A 19246-nucleotide genomic window follows, 5' to 3' on the forward strand; every position below is an offset into this window, starting at 1 on the left:
CTTATTTATAATTTTTATCAAACACACCTTCGGGCATTTGAGAGATATGAAAATCCACCATTTGCTCGAAAGTGTGTATCAGCGGAGTGAAATCCACAGAAGGTTCTATTAATTGTAAGCCATAGTACCCAGCTTCAACAGTAGAAAGATGTTGAGTGGACGGCGCTTTACGAATGCGATAATTACCTTCAAGGTTTTCTGGTAATTGAACTCTAGCGAGGTCATGAAGGTTAGTGGAAAGATGCCAAATTTTATATGCTTTCTTCCAAGTCCCATCGAGTAGAATTAGACGCTTTTTTGATTTCGTTACATGAACCAGCTTAGGTTGAGTTGCCGCTTGTATTATCTCAGCACTAGGGTGTCTTATATTCTTTTGCGGTAAACTATATTGAAGCCAGTCACCAATCTCTATGCTTTCAGAACCTGGATACAAAACCGCAGATTCTACATCCATGTCAGCTAACAATGCATTAAGGTCAGTATGCTGGCTAAAGTCTTCACCAACAAAACACACACAATTACTTAAGCTTAATGCTAAAATCTTAGCCGTTCCCATCGGGCGTGTAGATTCAGATGGATGTTGCAAGATCACGATTTCAGTCTCATTCGAGATAGAGGTGATCCACTGGCAAATACAAGCAAGCTTCGCTTTACTACATTTTAGGCAATATCGAGACATAAGGACGTTATTTGTTCCGTACACTGGTTATCATAAGTGCCGTCATGGCTATATTTCAGGTCCCTTTATTGCAAGTTTGGATGCAATGGGATAATGACTTAATTGCATCTGGGCAAATATGGCGGATCGTAACAGGAAATTTCACTCATACCAATATCTATCACTTAAGCATGAATCTAGTTGGTTTATGGTTGATAACCTCTATATTCCGCTCAGAATTTCATTCTCAAACCTTTATCTGGCTTGTCATGCTTCTTTCTGCATCCATTGGTCTGCTATTACTCACAACTCCAACCCAAGTCTATGTGGGCTTTTCTGGAGTGCTACACGGCCTATTTGGCTTCTATGCCGTGAAAGAATGGCGGGGAGGTAATAAATCAAGTTTAATTTTGACAATTGGATTAATCGTCAAAATACTTTGGGAGCAGTTATTAGGGTCACCAACGGGCAGTGAGCAGTGGATTGGGGCAATTGTCGCAATTAATGCTCATTTATTCGGAGCCGCCACTGGAATCATTCTCGCCTTCTTTTCCACTAAGAAATTATGGAAAAATGCACTTAAGCGTACCCGTTAAGTGCATCTCATTTAAAAGTATCTCATCATTTTATCTATCCACGCCTGTAATTGTACAGAGAAGCTTATATACAAACTTTCATATGGATTAAAAACTCACAATAAAAATCTCGATGAGAAAGATAAGCTAAAGTTGAATACGATCTTTGTTTTTATCAATGATGGCTTGGCCAATCCCTTTAACCTGTTTTAATGATTCAATATCTTTAAACTTACCGTGTTCTTTTCGGTAACTAATAATATCTTGCGCTTTTTTATCACTGATACCTTTGAGCATTGTCGCAATTTCAGTCGCATCAGCGGTATTAATATTCACGGTAATGACGATACCTTCATGCTGTACATCCGCATTTTCAGCAATTGCCATCCCTGCTGGCATTAAGGTTGTGATAAACAATAAACATAAACTTGATAAAATTCGCATAGACTAACTCTTTCCCTTTAAAAAATTGAAGCGTCAGGCTAAACCAATCAACAATGTAATTTTGTCTCAAATATGGACTTGAGAGTGACCACATAACAATAAGTAATTAACCAAGGTAATAATTACAACTCACATAGAACATATTGGAAGTGGTAATCAGAACTGGTGGCTAATCGCTAATAAGCAAAAAGGCTGCATAGAGCAGCCTTTCATTACTTATTGAGTATTCACATTACAAACTCTGCAAGCTATTGCTCTTCTTTCAATCCATTATATTCAATAGACGTATTCTCGCGCAATCCAGCAATAATCGCCGTAATATCTTGTTGGTTATTCAGTTTCAATAATTGACCACCAATTTGCTGTGCATATTGACCATTATCGTCACTAGTTACTTTATTCAACTTAACCACGACAATGTTACCTTGTTGATCACGAGACTGACCATAAACGGGTTTATCATCATTAGGATGTGGCATCGCATAAACGCTTGCGGCAAGAGGTGAGCGACGATCAATCATCTCCGTATCACCAAAGCTAACATTATGCGCAGCTAAAACTGATTCATCCCCACCTTGAAGTGCTTCGACCATTTTTTTGGCCGCCGCTAACGCATCTTGTTCACCCTTTGTTTTCGCAACGCTTTGTTTAACTTCAGCGTGCACTTCTTCAAGTGGCAGAACCATTTCTTTGCGTACATTATCAACGTGGACAACTACAACATGTTCAGGTGCTACTTCTAATACTTCAGAGTTCAAACCATCTTGTTTAACATCCGCACTTTCTAATGCTTTTGCTACACTTTGAGATTGTAAAATTTCAGGTGCATTATCAGTCGAAATATAATCGGTTTTTTGTACAGTTCCGTTAATCGCTTTCGCCGACTCATTCAATGAATCTGGCGATTCAAATGCTACGGACTCAAGTTTGGTTTGCAATTTGTAGAATTGGTCAACGGCCTTTTCATCTAATAAATCAGATTTAATGCTAGCCACGACTTCTGAGTATGGTTTAGCTTGTGCTTGTTTTACATTTTCAAGCTCAATAATATGATAGCCAAAATCAGATTTAACGATTTCAGAAACATCGCCTTTTTCTTTCAAATCAAAAACAGCTTTCTCAAACTCAGGATCCATTACACCTTTTTCAATCCAACCCAAATCACCACCAGATTTTGCACTACCGATGTCTTCTGAATTTTCTTGAGCAAGCGTAGCAAAATCAGCACCGCCTTTTAATTTAGCTAAAATAGACTCGGCTTTCGCTTTATCATCTTTAATTAAAATATGTGCAACCTTACGCTGGCCTTTAGATGAAAACTTATCTAAATGCGCATGATAGTATTTTTCTGCTTCTTTATCCGTGATCTTAATAGATTTTTTTAACTGCTCAGCTGACAGTTCAAGGTAAGACACTTTCATTTGCTCTGGGCGAGTATAAGTATCTTGATGGTCTGAGTAATAAGCTTTAATTTCATCTTCAGAAACATTAGCCTTTTTAGAAAAATCAGCCACATTCAGTACCAGTGATTGAATCTCACGCTGTTGAGTAATCAGTTTACTCTGGATACTAACTTCAGTTGGAAGAACGAACTCACTTCCTTGTAACGCGGTTACAACTTGGTTACGCAATAAATCTTTACGTAAATACTCAGCAAAACTGTCCGCAGAGAAGCCAGCACGACGTAATGTTGCAGCATAGCTATCTTGATCAAATTTCCCATCTTTTTGGAATTGAGGCATCGTCAAAATCAAATCGCGCACTTGTTTATCACTGATACGCAAGTTCAATGACTCAGCATACTGCTGTAACAAGACATCGTTGATCATTTGGTCTAAGACGCTTTTACGAAATGATTGAACGTACTGAGGATCACCCATCATTTGAGAAAAATAATCGCCCATTTGTGATTGCATTTGATTACGCTGATTTTGATAAGCTTGCTCAAATGATCCACGGTCAATTTCTGTATGACCCACTTTCGCGGCAACATTGCTACCGCCAGTGACTAAATAACTGCTTACACCAGCAAATACAAATGAAAGGATAATTAACCCTAAGATAATTTTAATTGCGATGCCATTTACGCCTTCGCGTAGTCGATCCATCATAGTCTGATTGCTCTCTAGATACTGACTGATATCAGCATGAATACCACACTGACAAAATGAAAAATATTACATTCGATAATATCAGAAAAAGAAAAGCGCACCAGTAAGATGCGCCTTTTGATAGTGAAAGATTGAGGTAATTCGAAAAAACCCAACCTAAATTATCCTTAAATAAAACTAATTATGCGTTGCAAGCATCTTTTAGTGCTTTACCAGCTTTAAACGCAGGTACTTTAGCTTCAGAAATTTGAATCTCTTCACCCGTTTTTGGGTTACGACCTGTGCGAGCGGCACGAGTACGTACACTGAAAGTACCAAAGCCTACGAGTGCAACTTGATCTTCTGATTTCAATGTTTCTGTTACTGCTTCAATAAATGCGTCTAATGCACGGCCAGCGGCTGCCTTAGAAATATCTGCGTCACCAGCAATTTTTTCTACTAATTGAGTCTTATTCACTTGTTGTTCCTCTCTTTGCTACTTACAAATATAAGCAGTGTTTCGTTCCATAAAATGAAATTGCAATATTTAGACTGAACCTTTATTACTTTAAGTCTTTATGACTAGGCGGCTCAGGTCTATAAAGACCTAACTTAGCCTTGAAAAAAAACGCTGACAAGTACTTTCCGACCTGTCAGTGTCAAACTTTTAGCTAAATTTGTTTAATATCACTACTTTGTGATACCAATCACACAACCAGTAGGGTCATTTACGAGTGCTAAAGCCAAAACTTCATCTAGCCACTGCACTGGTTTCACGACTAAGTCAGCGATGACGTTCGCTGGAATTTCTTCAAGATCACGTTCATTCTCTTTAGGAATAAGTACCATTTTTATGCCACCACGATGCGCCGCTAGCAATTTTTCTTTCAAACCACCGATTGGTAACACTTCACCTCGTAAAGTAATTTCACCTGTCATAGCAACGTCGGCTCGCACTGGATTGCCAGTCAAACTGGATACAAGAGCCGTACACATGCCAATACCTGCACTAGGTCCATCTTTTGGCGTTGCACCTTCCGGAACATGAACATGAATATCACGCTTTTCATAAAAATCAGGATTAATACCTAATTTCTCTGCGCGAGAGCGCACGACCGTCATTGCGGCTTGAATGGACTCTTGCATCACATCGCCTAGTGACCCTGTATAGGTAAGCTTACCTTTACCCGGCATAGATTGAGTCTCGATTGTTAATAAATCGCCCCCCACTTCTGTCCATGCAAGGCCAGTGACTTGACCAACACGATTACTATCATCTGCTTTACCATAATCACAGCGCTGTACACCAAGATAGTCTTTTAAGTTATCCATATTGACGGTGACTGATTTCAAGTCTTTATCTAGCAAAATATTCTTGACAGCCTTGCGACAAATCTTAGAAATCTCACGTTCCAAACTACGAACACCAGCTTCACGCGTGTAATAACGGATAATCCCAACAATAGCGGAATCTTCAATGGTGATTTCATGAGGCTTTAGCCCATTACGCTCAATTTGTTTATCCGTTAAATGTTTCTTGGCAATATTCAGTTTTTCATCTTCGGTATAACCAGAAAGACGGATCACTTCCATTCGATCCAATAATGGACCCGGAATATTCATTGAGTTTGAGGTTGCCACAAACATAACATCTGACAAATCGTAATCCACATCGAGATAATGATCGTTAAACGTATTATTTTGTTCAGGGTCAAGAACTTCAAGCAAGGCTGATGATGGATCACCACGCATGTCAGACGCCATTTTATCAATTTCATCCAGTAGGAATAATGGATTTTTCACACCCACTTTAGACATTTTCTGAATTAATTTACCCGGCATAGAACCAATATAAGTACGACGATGACCTCTGATTTCAGCTTCATCACGCACACCACCTAAAGCCATACGTGTGTATTGTCGGCCTGTTGCCGCAGCAATAGAACGGCCCAGCGAGGTTTTACCCACACCAGGAGGACCAACCAAACATAAAATTGGTCCTTTTAATTTATTAATTCGATTTTGAACGGCTAAATATTCCAAAATACGTTCTTTAACACGCTCCAAGCCATAATGGTCTTCATTTAGTACCGCTTCCGCTTTCGCTAAATCTTTTTTCACCTTGGATCGTTTGGCCCAAGGCACACCAACCATCCAATCAATATAACTACGCACCACCGTCGCTTCCGCAGACATTGGTGACATCATTTTTAATTTTTGGAGTTCTTGCTCAGTTTTCTCACGAGCTTCTTTTGGCATTTTGGCGTCTGTAATCTTCTTCTGCAAAGCTTCAAACTCATCAGGCGCATCATCCATATCACCGAGTTCTTTTTGAATGGCTTTCATTTGCTCATTCAAATAATACTCTCGCTGAGACTTCTCCATTTGCTTCTTAACGCGGCCACGGATACGCTTTTCAACTTGCAATATATCGATCTCAGATTCCATCATACCCATGAGGAATTCCAATCGCTCAACTACATCTGAAATTTCAAGCACTCGCTGTTTATCATTCAATTTAAGCGGCATGTGAGCTGCGATTGTATCGGCAAGTCGCGCTGCCTCATCAATACCATTTAGCGAGGTCAGAACTTCAGGTGGAATTTTACTATTTAGCTTAACAAAACCTTCAAATTGGTTAATAGCTGTGCGAACGATCACTTCTTGTTCGCGCTCATCAACTTCAGGCGTTGGTAAAAACTCAGCGTCAGCCATGAAAAATTCATGCTCAATAAAAGCATGTACTTTCGCTCGTTGCTGCCCTTCCACTAATACTTTCACTGTCCCATCTGGCAGTTTCAATAATTGTAAAATAGTAGCAACAGTACCGGTTTTAAATAAGTCATCGATACACGGCTCATCAGTTTCCGCTTCTTTTTGCGCAACTAATAAAACTTGCTTATCATTTTCCATTGCGGCTTCAAGGCACTGAATCGATTTTTCTCGACCCACAAACAATGGGATAACCATATGGGGGTAAACCACGACATCTCGTAAAGGCAATACGGGAATCTCGATACGCTCGGAACGCTCCAAGTTCATATAATTCTCTCTATTCCGTTGGTACTAAATTAAGTTTTTTACACTAATGAAAGATATATGGGGGCTAACTTGCTAGATTCAATAACATAAATAAAAAAAGGAGGCCGCAGCCTCCTTTCTAATATTATTGGTTATTTCTAACCATATTATTCAGAACTTGCGATCTGATTTTCAGCATTTTGATAAATCAATAAAGGTTCAGATTCCCCTTTAATTACAGATTCATCAATCACAACTTTGGTCACATCTTTCGTTGATGGCAGCTCATACATAGTTTCAAGTAGAACTGATTCCAAAATTGAACGAAGGCCACGAGCACCGGTTTTACGGTCCATCGCTTTTTTCGCTATTGCTTTCAACGCATCTTCACGGAATTCAAGCTCTGCGCCTTCTAAGTCAAATAAAGCACCATACTGTTTCGTAAGGGCGTTCTTTGGCTTGCAAAGAATTTGAATAAGAGCTTCTTCATCCAACTCTGTCAACGTAGTAGTGACTGGTAAACGACCGATGAATTCAGGGATCAAACCATATTTCACCAAATCTTCTGGCTCAACTTGTTTGAATAGTTCACTCACCGTTTTACTTTCATCTTTACTACGTACATCGGCGCCAAAACCAATACCAGTTCCGACAGCAACACGTTGCTCAATGACTTTATCTAAGCCAGAAAATGCACCACCACAGATAAATAAGATCTTAGACGTATCGACTTGCAAAAATTCTTGTTGAGGATGCTTGCGACCACCTTGAGGCGGAACTGAAGCAACCGTACCTTCAACCAACTTCAATAATGCCTGTTGAACACCTTCACCAGAAACATCACGAGTGATTGATGGATTTTCTGCTTTACGAGAAATCTTATCAATTTCATCAATGTAAACAATGCCACGCTCCGCTTTAGAAACATCATAATCACATTTTTGCAGTAATTTTTGGATGATGTTTTCAACGTCTTCCCCAACATAACCAGCTTCGGTCAATGTCGTTGCATCCGCCATAGTAAACGGCACATCGAGGAAGCGAGCTAGCGTTTCGGCCAGTAAAGTTTTACCACTACCGGTAGGGCCTATAAGTAAAATATTACTTTTACCTAATTCAACACCATCTTTTGTTTTATCGCCATTACGTAAGCGTTTGTAGTGGTTATATACCGCAACAGAAAGTACTTTTTTAGCATAATCTTGACCAATAACGTAATCATCTAAGTGTTCACGAATATCTTTTGGTGTCGGCAACGCTTCAGCTTCTTTCTTTGGTACAACATCCTTCACTTCTTCGCGAATAATGTCATTACACAAATCAACGCATTCATCACATACGTATACGGAAGGACCTGCGATCAGCTTGCGAACCTCGTGCTGGCTTTTACCGCAGAAAGAGCAATACAGCAGTTTTGTACTACCACCCTCTTTGCTTTTATCTGTCATTCGCTATCCTCTTAACCTTTAATTCTTTTTTCAGTCTACAACAGTTTACCTTGAATTGCTTATTACAAGGTGAATTGCTTATGCTGGACGATTACTTAAAACCGAATCCACTAAACCATAATCCACTGACTGCTGTGCAGACATGAAGTTATCACGATCAGTATCGCGCTCAATCACCTCTAATGGTTGGCCTGTATGCTCGGCAAGCAAACCATTCAAACGTTGCTTGATGGTTAAAATCTCTTGTGCATGAATTTGTATATCTGACGCTTGACCTTGGAAGCCGCCAAGTGGTTGGTGAATCATCACTCGTGAATTTGGTAAGCAGAAACGTTTACCTTTTTCGCCACCAGCCAATAGGAATGCACCCATTGAACATGCTTGTCCCATACACACAGTGCTCACGTTTGGCTTGATAAACTGCATCGTGTCATAAATAGACATACCTGCCGTTACGCTTCCGCCTGGTGAGTTAATGTATAAGAAAATATCTTTATCTGGGCTTTCTGATTCTAAAAACAATAATTGCGCCACGACTAAATTCGCCATGTGATCTTCTACTTGGCCAGTCAAAAAGATAATGCGTTCTTTTAATAGGCGAGAATAGATATCGTACGAACGTTCACCGCGAGAAGTTTGCTCTACCACCATTGGTACCAGCGCATCAATAATTGGAGACATTGTATTATTTACTTGGTAGCTCATATTCCGCTTTCCCTGTAGTGGATTCATAATCACTGCAATTGATAACCATCGTTACTATTAACCACAAAAGTTAGTATTAACCATGAATAAATATTAGCAATAGCCTATTAATCATAAACCTATAAGCCCGCTATTAACAGCCAGCTATAAAAAATAAATGGCTCGAATGAACGCCTCATTTGAGTGTCATATCGAGCCATTGTTATGCCTATAACCTAGCAATAAAATACATAGATTTAGACATCATAAAGAGCAAATACACTGACTCTTTACACCTGCAACAGGCTTAAAAAATTAAGCTGGTTGTTGCTGGTTCATTAGTTCATTGAAGCTTACTTCTTTATCAGAAACATTAGCTTTAGCAATGATAGCCTCGATAGCCTGATCTTCTAGAGCAACATTACGGATGTTGTTCATCATTTGCTCATTTTGCTCGTAATAAGCAATCACTTCAGATGGGTCTTCGTAAGCCGTTGCCATTTCGTTGATAAGTGCTTTAACACGCTCATCATCCGCTTTTAGTTCTTCAGCTTTGATCACTTCACCAAGAAGTAGGCCAACTTTAACTCGACGTGCAGCTTGTTCTTCGAACAGTTCACGTGGTAGTTGAGCCGCAGCTTCTGGGTTGCCACCGAAACGTTGAGATGCTTGTTGACGTAGAACTTCAATTTCTTGATCAATAAGTGCAGATGGTACGTCCATTGCATTTTGTTCAACCAAACCATTGATAGCTTGCTCTTTAATACGGCCTTTAATCGCTTGCTTAAGCTCACGTTCCATATTTTTACGAACTTCAACTTTCAGTGCGTCAATGCCGCCTTCAGTTACGCCAAATTTAGAAACAAACTCATCAGTTAGCTCAGGAAGCTCACGAGTTTCAACTTTGCTCAATTTAATATCGAACTTAGCTGATTTACCTTTTAAGTTTTCTGCGTGGTAATCTTCTGGGAAGTTCACATCAATAGAGAATTCTTCGCCTGCTTTCTTACCTAATACACCATCTTCAAAACCAGGAATCATACGTCCTTGGCCCATTTCTAGAGGGAATGCATCGGCTTTTCCGCCTTCAAATGCTTCACCGTCGATGTAACCAACGAAATCGATGGTTGCACGAGAGCTTTCAGAAACCGCTTCTTCAACTTCAGTCCAAGTAGACTGTTGCTTGCGAAGTGTTTCGATCATTTCACTAACGTCTTCATCTTTTACTTCTACTGCTGGTTTCTCAACAGTGATGTTTTCAAGACCTTTAAGTTCTACTTCTGGGTAAATTTCAAATGAGGCAGTAAATACGATGTCTTTACCAATTTCATTTTGAACTGGAGCGAATGTTGGCGCGCCAGCTGGGTTGATTTTGTCTTTAACAATAGCTTCGATAAAATGACGGTGCATTACTTCGCCCATTACGTCTTGACGTACAGACTGACCGAACATTTGTGCAACCATTTTCATTGGAACTTTACCTTTACGGAAGCCATCAAAACGACGGGTTTTCGCAATTTTGCGCAGTTCAGTAGTTACTGCATCTTCGATGTTAGCAGCAGGAACAGTAATAGTAAGACGGCGTTCTAGGCCTTCTAGAGTTTCAACAGTAGATTGCATTATATATAAACCTCAAAACTGGCTCAGAAATCTGAGCGTATGAGTCGAGCCAGTTGCACCAATTGGGCAGAGCTCAACATCATTCCTTGTGTGGCGTTCAAATGAACACTTAAAATTAGTGAGCATCAACTATCTTTATAGTAAGTAATATCGCTCTATGGCAATAATCTCACTAACCAATAATTGAACTAATGAGTGAAGCCTTCTGCAAAAACATGACTAAAACGCCACATTCTTTTTTAACAAAGGCATCTCCTATTAGTCTCAGAATAAAGAGTCTCAGGATAAAATTCAGACGCGCCATTCTAGCGACATGAATAGAGCCTGTCGAGCCAAGAGCTAAATTCTCACAGTGACATTTCATCTTTTTTCGTTATTTTTTTAACGAGAGCGAGAATGATCACGTTTCAGAAGTGGGGACATAAGGAAATATTTTCAAGGGATAGGCGATTTTTTTCATCAATAAAAGGAAAAGTAGCTCAATATTACGCCATTGAGCTACTAAATCCGAAATTTAGGCTAAATCCTCATCTCCGTTTTAACATCAAAAAAGACCGCATGAGAAAGATCAAAGTACAAAGGAACCATATCACCAACTTTTGCATCAAATTCGGCGGATAAACGACAAGCGACATGTTGCTGATTAATTTCTACAATCGCTATGGTATCTGGCCCGGTTGGTTCTAAGACATCAATTTTCATCGGTATTTCAGTCCAAGTGCGCCCCTCTTCTGTTGATTGCTCAGTGATGTACTCTGGTCTTAACCCGATGATGATGGTTTCGCCGTCAAATTTACGCAACCTGTCAGGTAAGTTTATTTGATGCGCTTGCCCATCGGCAGTCCAAACTTGACCTAACGGATTATCGTGTTCACCCAGATCAACTCTCGCCTTAATGAAATTCATTGACGGCGACCCCATAAAACCGGCCACAAACATATTGTTCGGCTGGTTGTAGATTTCTTTCGGTGTCCCAAGTTGCTGTAACTCGCCATCTTTCATCACTGCAATCCGGTCAGCTAACGTCATCGCTTCAATTTGGTCATGCGTCACATACACAATAGTGGTATTGAGTTTTTGATGAAGGCGCTTAATTTGGGTGCGCATTTCAACTCGCAGTTTCGCATCCAGATTCGACAATGGTTCATCAAATAAATACAACTTAGGCTGACGCGCTAATGCTCTTCCCATCGCCACCCGTTGACGCTGACCACCAGATAATTGTGCGGGTTTTCTATCAAGGAGATGATCGATTTGTAGCATTTCTGCCACACGATTCACTTCCGCTTCGATTTTCACTTTTGGCATTTTTCGGATCTCTAATCCAAACGCGATATTACCGCGAACCGTCATATTCGGGTATAAAGCATAAGATTGAAACACCATCGCAATATCACGGTCTTTAGGTTCAACGTTTGATACGTCAACGCCATCAATGACTATCTCTCCAGAACTTATCGATTCAAGCCCTGCTATCGCATTCATCAAGGTTGACTTTCCGCAGCCAGAAGGCCCAACAAGAATCAAAAACTCGCCAGATTCAATCGAAATATTAATGCCTTTTAACGTTTCATTATCCGCATTGCGGTAAGTTTTCCGTATTTGGTTTAGCTCTAACGTCGCCATTTATTATCCTTAATGTGAAGCTAATTTTAGTTTGAGATTGTTTTTAACTAGTCAATATACTCAAAGTAATTGGAGTTACAGTGAGGCGACAAGAGAATGAAGCCCCATGAGCCTAGCTTGTCTAGGTAATTGGGGTGAGTGAACGCCGTCAACAAAACTGTAGCTTCAAGTACAAAGAGTATATTTAGCCCTTCACTGAGCCTGCGGTTAACCCACGCACAAAATACTTTCCAGCCACCACATACACCAATAAAGTGGGTAATGCGGCAATAATCGCAGCAGCCATATCAACGTTATATTCTTTAACCCCTGTGCTGGTATTAACCAAATTATTCAACGCTACAGTAATGGGCTGAGTATCCGATCCCGAATACACCACGCCAAATAAGAAATCATTCCAAATCGAAGTAAATTGCCATATCACTGTCACCATGATGATAGGTGTCGAAAGCGGCAACATAATTCGGAAGAATATAGTGAAAAAACCTGCGCCATCTAATTTCGCCGCTTTGACTAACTCATCAGGAACGCCAACATAGAAATTACGGAAAAATAAAGTCGTAAACGCCAAACCATAAATCACATGCACAACCACTAATCCGGTTGTGGTGTTTGCCAAGCCGAAATATCCTAAAGTGGCCGCCATTGGTAGCAATACGACTTGAAAAGGAATAAAGCAGCCAAATAGCAATAAACTGAATAACAAATTCGACCCTCTAAATTGCCATTTACTGATCACATAACCATTAAATGCGCCCATTAGAGTTGAAATTGCTACCGCTGGGATCACCATTTGAAATGAATTCCAAAAATAGCTTTTAATACCTTCGCATTTCACTCCAGTACAAGAGTCTGACCACGCTTTGTGCCACGCATCTAATACCCATTCTGTCGGCATAGACATTAAGTTACCAGTACGAATATCCCCCAAGCTTTTAAATGAGGTGATCACCATGACAAATAATGGCATCAGATAAAGCACACAGAAAAAAATCAGCAAACTATAAATAGCAATGCGCCCAACTCGCTTAGAATTAAAGTAATTAGATTTATAACGTTTAGTGGCAATCATGATTTTTTCTCCCGTAATTCGGAATACAAATACGGCACCAAAATCGCCAAAATACCTGCAAGCATCATCATCGCACTGGCAGAACCTAGCGCAGTTTGCCCACGAGTAAAGGAGTAAGCATACATAAATAGAGCAGGTAAATCAGATGAATAACCCGGCCCACCCGCGGTGAGAGCTGTAACTAAATCGAAACTTTTAATGGCGATATGAGAAGTAATGATCACGGCACTAAAAAATACCGGACGCAAACAAGGTAGAACAATACTCCAATAAATACGCGGTAAACTCGCACCATCAATCTGTGCCGCTTTTATTATCGAAGAATCAATACCACGCAAACCTGCTAAAAACATCGCCATAACAAAACCCGAAGATTGCCATACAGCCGCAATCACTAGGGTATAAATCACCATATTCGAATCAACAATCCAATCAAATCTAAAATCGGTAAAGCCCCAATCTCGCACCATTTTCTCAATGCCTAGTCCGGGATTTAAAATCCATTTCCACGCAGTCCCTGTCACAATAAAAGACAACGCCATTGGGTAGAGGTAAATACTGCGGATCACGCCTTCATTACGAATATTTTGATCAAGCAAGATAGCCAAGCCAACGCCAAGCACAATCACGATTGCCAGAAAAAGAAGACCGAAAATACCTAAATTGGTAATAGAGGTGAGCCAACGATCGTTTTCCATTAACTTGGCATATTGCCCAAATCCAATGAAGTGATTGAAACTTGGAAGAAAACGCGAGTTAGTGAGCGATAAAGCGCCTGTCCATATTATGTAACCGTAGATACAAACGACGGTGATAAGCAATGTCGGGGCTAGTACGATTTTAGGTAGAAGATATTGCAGCCTATCCAAAAATTTTGGCTTTGGCTTTTTGTTAGAAGTAACCTTTTTTGTCTGTTTGGAATCGAAAGCGTTGTCCATAACCGATCCTTTAATAACGCTGTTTTGTGTATACAAAAATTAAGTACAGCTCATTAAGTACAAATCATTAACTACAAAGATAAACAGCTAAGAAAATAAGGCTGGATGCAAACTTACTGACATCGCAGCCTTATAATTTATTGCCTTTAACTTTTAATCTGCTTTGTACTTAAAACCACAATTTAGCTGGCAGAAATTACATTGCCGCTTTCACTGCTTTTGCTAACTGCTGCGCTGCTTGTTTTGGATCGGCATTGCTATCATTGAAGAAGTTGGTGATCACATCAAACATTGCGCCTTGAACATAGCTCGTAGTTGACATGCCATGCGCCATACTTGGTAATAAATCACCCGATTTCGACGTCGCTTTGAAAGAAGCCATAGAATCTAACGCACACTGATCAAACTTAGACATATCCATATCTAAACGCACAGGAATCGATCCTTTGTTTAAATTGAATATTTCTTGGAAGTCTTTAGAAAGGATGGTTTTTGCAAGATCTTTTTGTGCTTTTTGATTGGCTTTATCTTTAATTTGGAAGAAAGCAAAACTATCGACATTAAAGGTAAATTCACTTGCAGTGCCTGGCGCTGGCGCACAAACATAATCTGTGCCGGGTGTTTTATTGGCGGCGGTAAATTCACCTTTTGCCCAATCTCCCATGATTTGCATCGCAGCTTTGCCACTGATCACCATAGAGGTTGCAACATTCCAATCTCGGCCAGGAGAGTTAGTATCAATATAATTATGCACTTTTTTAAACGTCTTAAAGGCTTCTACCATTTTATCGCCTGACAACACACTTTGATCAAGATCGACAAAAGCTTTTTTATAATCTGCGCTGCCTAGTTTTTCTAAAGCAATCGCTTCAAATAAAGTCGCGTCTTGCCAAGGTTGGCCGCCATGAGCAAGCGGGATAATTCCATCGGCTTTTAATTTATCGCCAACTTTAAAAAATGCATCCCAAGAATTCGGAACCTTCAAGCCTTCTTTATCAAATACCGATTTATTTGCCCATAACCAATTCACCCGATGCACATTCACTGGAACCGAAACATAATGGCCTTGATACTTACTGATATCAGCCACCACAGTCGGTAAAATACCATCCCAATTATTGGCTTTAGCGACATCATCTAAATTAGTTAAAAAACCAAGCTCAGCCCACTCTTGAATATTATGTCCTTTCATTTGCGCTGCCGCAGGAGGATTACCAGAAACGGCGCGAGTTTTAAGTACCGTCATGGCACTTTCACCACCGCCGCCAGCCACAGCAAAATCTTTCCAGGTATGCCCTTCTTTTTCCATCATATCTTTTAGCACGGCGACCGACTTAGCTTCACCGCCAGATGTCCACCAATGCAAAACTTCCACTTCACCAGCATTGGCAAGTTGGCTTGCAGCAAGTGAGCTCGCAGACAGTAATCCAAGCGTAATAAGGGTTTTCTTCATCATTTTCATTATTATCGTCCATGTAGGTAATGTTATTAGAATAGAAAGCTAACGCTATATATAACGTTTCAGTAAAACTATAGAAGAGGAAAAAAAATAGAATGGTACAAAGTGTAATGGCAATGTAACAATGTCGTTACATTGAAGGATGGATAACTAAAGATGAAAATCAGAATGAAGAGGCAGCGTCATCGTCACTTCCAGTCCACCGCTGTTTCGGTTTTGAATAGCAATATCACCACCATGTGCATGTAAAATGTTACGACAGATACCGAGCCCTAAGCCATGCCCATCAAGATCATTTTCTAAGCGTACATAAGGTTCAAATACTGAGCTTAACTGTGATTCTGGAATACCTTTTCCTTGGTCACAAAACAATAGAATAATGTGCGATTCCGTGTGCTGATAAAAAATCTCAACCTGATCCCCATATTTCACACCATTATCAATAATATTGGTGACGACTCGCTTTAATGCTAATGGCTTACCGAATACTGGGATTATTTTTTCGAGAGGCAACTGTACTTTTATTTGCTTATGATTATGCATTTCTGCGGCTTCCAATAGCAATTTGTTGAGATCAACCTGAACCGAATTTTCATGTAACTCGGTATCGTGCACACATTGCAATGCCCCTTTTACCATCATCTCTAGCTCATCAAGATCCTGATTGAATTTTTCACGTTTGGTGTCATCGATTAACAATTCAGCCCGTAAACGTAAACGAGTGATCGGTGTTTTTAGGTCATGCGAAATAGAAGAAAACAGTTGTTCACGATCCACCACATAGCGATGAATTCGCTGCTGCATACGATTAAACGCTAGCGTTGCCGTCACAATCTCATTCGCCCCTTCTTCCATTAATGGCGACTGATCAACATCAAGACTCATTCGGTTCGCCGCTTTAGCTAAATTACGCAAAGGTCGAACTTGGCGGCGGATCATAAAATAACTAAACAGTAATAATAACGCGGTCGAAAGTAGCAAATACAACCATTGCGACGGCGATAAAATAGTGTCATCAAGCTCGTTATAAGGCGGAGGCAAAAGCGCTGCAATATAGATCCATTCATCGGATTCTAATTCAATTTGCACCACCATCACCGGAGGATTAAGCGGTTTTAACGTTAACGTATAATGCGCCCATGATTTAGGGAGATCGCTAAGATAAATATCATTTTTTAGTATTTTTAATTTATCGGGTGGGGAAAAATTAACATGAATCGATTTCACATTATTCAACTTACTTTTCAAAGCGGATGACATCGATTCAATAGCTACATCTTTTAAATATGAATCAGGAATGGTTTCTAACCTCAAAAATTCATGATTGAACGATACAAAAAAACGAGTGCCACCCATTTTACGCAATTGCTCCATGATCACATGCCGATAGCTAACTGGCAGCGCTTGGAAGTATGAAACCGTAGAGGCAAACAAAGACGCCATACTGATGGTGGTGGTTTTAACGCCTTCAATTTCTTGCAGGCGAGAATTGGTATACCACACCGAGGTTGAAATCCCCTGTGCAATCACCACTGTTAGCAAGGTAAATAATAAAGTACGCGATACTAAAGATTGCTTAGTCCAACGCCATTGAGGCCAGCGCCACTTTTTCCATAGGCTCATTTAGAGGTAGCACTCATAACTTCAATGTCCATACTGCACTGGCGCGGTAAAAATATAGCCATTACCACGCATCGTTTTTATGTATTTATGCTGTTTACCCGTATCGCCCAATCGCTGGCGCAAACGGCTAAGTTGTACATCAATACCTCGCTCAAAAGGTAACGTTTCTCGACCTTTTATCGCGCAAGAAATAGTGTCGCGATCCAAGATTTCATTAGGGTGAGAGATGAACAGCATCAGTAAATTAAAATCACTGCCTGACAGTTCAATTGTTTGTTGAGTATGTAAATTAAATGCCGTATGTGACAACGTATCTAATTTCCATTCACCGAAGGTAATCATGGTCGGCTTTAAAAGCTCATCAGGTTGAGCTCGGCGTAAAAGCGCTTTAATTCGAGCCATCAACTGCCGAGGACGAAATGGCTTGGCAATATAATCATCCGCGCCAATTTCCAAACCAATAATTTGATCGGTTTCATCTGACACAGCGGTTAGTATAATAATAGGCACATTGGAGTGCTTACGAATATTCTGGCACAGCGAAAAGCCATCCTCTCCTGGCATCATTACATCGAGCAAAATCAGATCGGGGTAACCTTGAGAATTCAAATGCGCTTGCATCGATATTCCCTCTTGCGCCACCGACACCAAAAATCCCATTTGGGTTAAATATTCATTGAGTAGATCTCGAGTTTCCTTATCGTCATCCACCACTAAAATATGCTGATTCCTGTGCATACTCACCTCTATTATTCTATTGATAGAAACAATAGCGCATCATGGAAGAATGGATATGATTATCCTTCGAAAAGGAAATACAGAAATAAAACTCTGCGGAGACCATCACTATATGAGAGAAAAAATCAAATACCGTGAGGCCTTAAAACTGCAGCGTTAACGATGTAAGTCCCCGCCTAAGCGCCCTCCACCACCCAATCCACCAACGGGGCGAGTTACCGGTCGTGCTGGGGTATGTATCGGGCGTGAAATATTTGAACGTTTCAGAGTAGGGCGATCTTTACTTTGCCACTGAGTACGCACCGCTTGTTTTTGATCGGTAGTTAACGTTTTACCCGACATTTGTTCACGCACTTGATCGCGTTTAGTTGATAAGGCTTGTTGTTTATAGGCTGGTAGCGATTGATATTTTTTATTCAAGTCTTGTTTGAATGCTGAGATATCAGGCCCACCATCACCTTCTTTCCAACCTTCAATTTTCTCTTTGATTTCCGCCTGCTTATCCGGATCAAGCGTGTGCCACCAGCTATTAACGGCATCTTTAAGTTCGCCATCAGTATGACAACAGTTAGGATAAACATGATCTTGATAAAACCAATAATCGTCGTACCACCACCCATTGGTATAAGAATATTCTGATGTGTTTGAAGACCCACTTAAGCAGCCCATCACCATCAAAGTGAGCAATCCGACCAAGCTGACACGAAGCCAGTTAAAATATAACCTCGAAAAAATTCGATTCAAAAACATGCTCACCACTCCTTATTCCAAATCGGTTACCGTCGATTTAATGCCTTTACCTGCATCTTTAATTAAATTAATCGGTGACAAAATAACACCTTTAACTGCACCTTCAGCAGCTTGTTTGGACAGCTCTTTACTCTTGTCTAAAATTTGATTTACTTGCGCTAACATGGGTGGCATTTCTTTTCGGATACTGGACGTTTCTTTTAATACCGCAGGAATCGTATCGCTACGTACCGCTTTAACTTCATCAAGAATACTTGGGATTTTTTTATTCACTGAAGCAACGGTTTTATTAACATCTCCGACGGTCTTATTGATGTCTTTGGCAGTAACTTGCATTTTCTCCGTAACCGTTAATGCCCTTGGTGTTAGTTCTTCAAATTTTTGAGCGACCAACAGCCATTGATCAATTTGCAGTTTATCGGCAGTCTCATTGATATCACTCACCACTTGTGGGTAAGTATCAACAACAGAAGATATGGTTGAAGTAAAAGAATAAATGG

17 protein-coding genes are annotated in these 19246 nt (G+C 40.2%); 1 reads left to right on the forward strand and 16 read right to left on the reverse strand.

Features of this window, described 5'->3' with window-relative positions:
• Position 1: 1 nt before the first annotated feature.
• A complete protein-coding gene (locus FH976_RS10350; protein ID WP_194090777.1) occupies positions 2-679 on the reverse strand; it encodes a tRNA-uridine aminocarboxypropyltransferase in 678 nt (225 codons plus the stop codon).
• 44 nt (positions 680-723) lie between these two features.
• Between FH976_RS10350 and rrtA the strand changes: the two genes are divergently transcribed.
• A complete protein-coding gene (gene rrtA / locus FH976_RS10355; protein WP_194090778.1) occupies positions 724-1254 on the forward strand; it encodes a rhombosortase in 531 nt (176 codons plus the stop codon).
• A 126-nt stretch (positions 1255-1380) separates the two neighbouring features.
• Here rrtA and FH976_RS10360 read toward each other — a convergent pair whose 3' ends face one another.
• The 15 genes from FH976_RS10360 to FH976_RS10430 form a co-directional block, all read right to left on the reverse strand.
• A complete protein-coding gene (locus FH976_RS10360; RefSeq protein ID WP_194090779.1) occupies positions 1381-1677 on the reverse strand; it encodes a ComEA family DNA-binding protein in 297 nt (98 codons plus the stop codon).
• Between the two features lie 248 nt (positions 1678-1925).
• On the reverse strand, positions 1926-3788 hold the full coding sequence (gene ppiD / locus FH976_RS10365; protein ID WP_194090780.1) for a peptidylprolyl isomerase: 1863 nt from the start codon (positions 3786-3788) through the stop codon (positions 1926-1928).
• Between the two features lie 181 nt (positions 3789-3969).
• On the reverse strand, positions 3970-4245 hold the full coding sequence (locus FH976_RS10370) for an HU family DNA-binding protein (protein WP_190329835.1): 276 nt from the start codon (positions 4243-4245) through the stop codon (positions 3970-3972).
• Positions 4246-4457: 212 nt separating this feature from the next.
• Entirely contained in the window at positions 4458-6809 is a 2352-nt protein-coding gene (gene lon, locus FH976_RS10375) for an endopeptidase La (protein ID WP_194090781.1), read from the reverse strand.
• A 146-nt stretch (positions 6810-6955) separates the two neighbouring features.
• On the reverse strand, positions 6956-8236 hold the full coding sequence (gene clpX / locus FH976_RS10380) for an ATP-dependent protease ATP-binding subunit ClpX (RefSeq protein ID WP_190329837.1): 1281 nt from the start codon (positions 8234-8236) through the stop codon (positions 6956-6958).
• Between the two features lie 78 nt (positions 8237-8314).
• A complete protein-coding gene (clpP, locus tag FH976_RS10385; RefSeq protein WP_190329838.1) occupies positions 8315-8941 on the reverse strand; it encodes an ATP-dependent Clp endopeptidase proteolytic subunit ClpP in 627 nt (208 codons plus the stop codon).
• 294 nt (positions 8942-9235) lie between these two features.
• Positions 9236-10540 (reverse strand): trigger factor, encoded by a 1305-nt coding sequence (gene tig, locus FH976_RS10390; RefSeq protein WP_194090782.1) that lies wholly within the window; start codon positions 10538-10540, stop codon positions 9236-9238.
• Positions 10541-11059: 519 nt separating this feature from the next.
• Complete coding sequence (locus tag FH976_RS10395) at positions 11060-12166, reverse strand: ABC transporter ATP-binding protein (protein ID WP_194090783.1); 1107 nt, start codon at positions 12164-12166, stop codon at positions 11060-11062.
• A 184-nt stretch (positions 12167-12350) separates the two neighbouring features.
• Positions 12351-13238 (reverse strand): carbohydrate ABC transporter permease, encoded by an 888-nt coding sequence (locus FH976_RS10400; protein ID WP_194090784.1) that lies wholly within the window; start codon positions 13236-13238, stop codon positions 12351-12353.
• Entirely contained in the window at positions 13235-14176 is a 942-nt protein-coding gene (locus FH976_RS10405; protein ID WP_194090785.1) for a carbohydrate ABC transporter permease, read from the reverse strand. Before FH976_RS10405 ends, FH976_RS10400 begins: the two co-directional genes overlap by 4 nt.
• Positions 14177-14372: 196 nt before the next feature.
• Positions 14373-15638: an ABC transporter substrate-binding protein gene (locus tag FH976_RS10410; protein WP_194090786.1), complete on the reverse strand. Its 1266-nt coding sequence runs from the start codon at positions 15636-15638 to the stop codon at positions 14373-14375.
• A 147-nt stretch (positions 15639-15785) separates the two neighbouring features.
• Entirely contained in the window at positions 15786-17258 is a 1473-nt protein-coding gene (locus FH976_RS10415) for an ATP-binding protein (protein WP_194090787.1), read from the reverse strand.
• 21 nt (positions 17259-17279) lie between these two features.
• Positions 17280-17996, reverse strand: a complete 717-nt coding sequence (locus tag FH976_RS10420) for a response regulator (RefSeq protein ID WP_194090788.1) — start codon at positions 17994-17996, stop codon at positions 17280-17282.
• Positions 17997-18152: 156 nt separating this feature from the next.
• Complete coding sequence (locus FH976_RS10425) at positions 18153-18746, reverse strand: hypothetical protein (RefSeq protein ID WP_194090789.1); 594 nt, start codon at positions 18744-18746, stop codon at positions 18153-18155.
• Positions 18747-18758: 12 nt separating this feature from the next.
• Positions 18759-19246 (reverse strand): hypothetical protein (locus tag FH976_RS10430; RefSeq protein WP_194090790.1); only part of this gene is annotated, 488 nt, incomplete at its 5' end.

Source organism: Vibrio hibernica, from assembly GCF_015223435.1.
In the GTDB taxonomy this organism is placed as follows: domain Bacteria; phylum Pseudomonadota; class Gammaproteobacteria; order Enterobacterales; family Vibrionaceae; genus Vibrio; species Vibrio hibernica.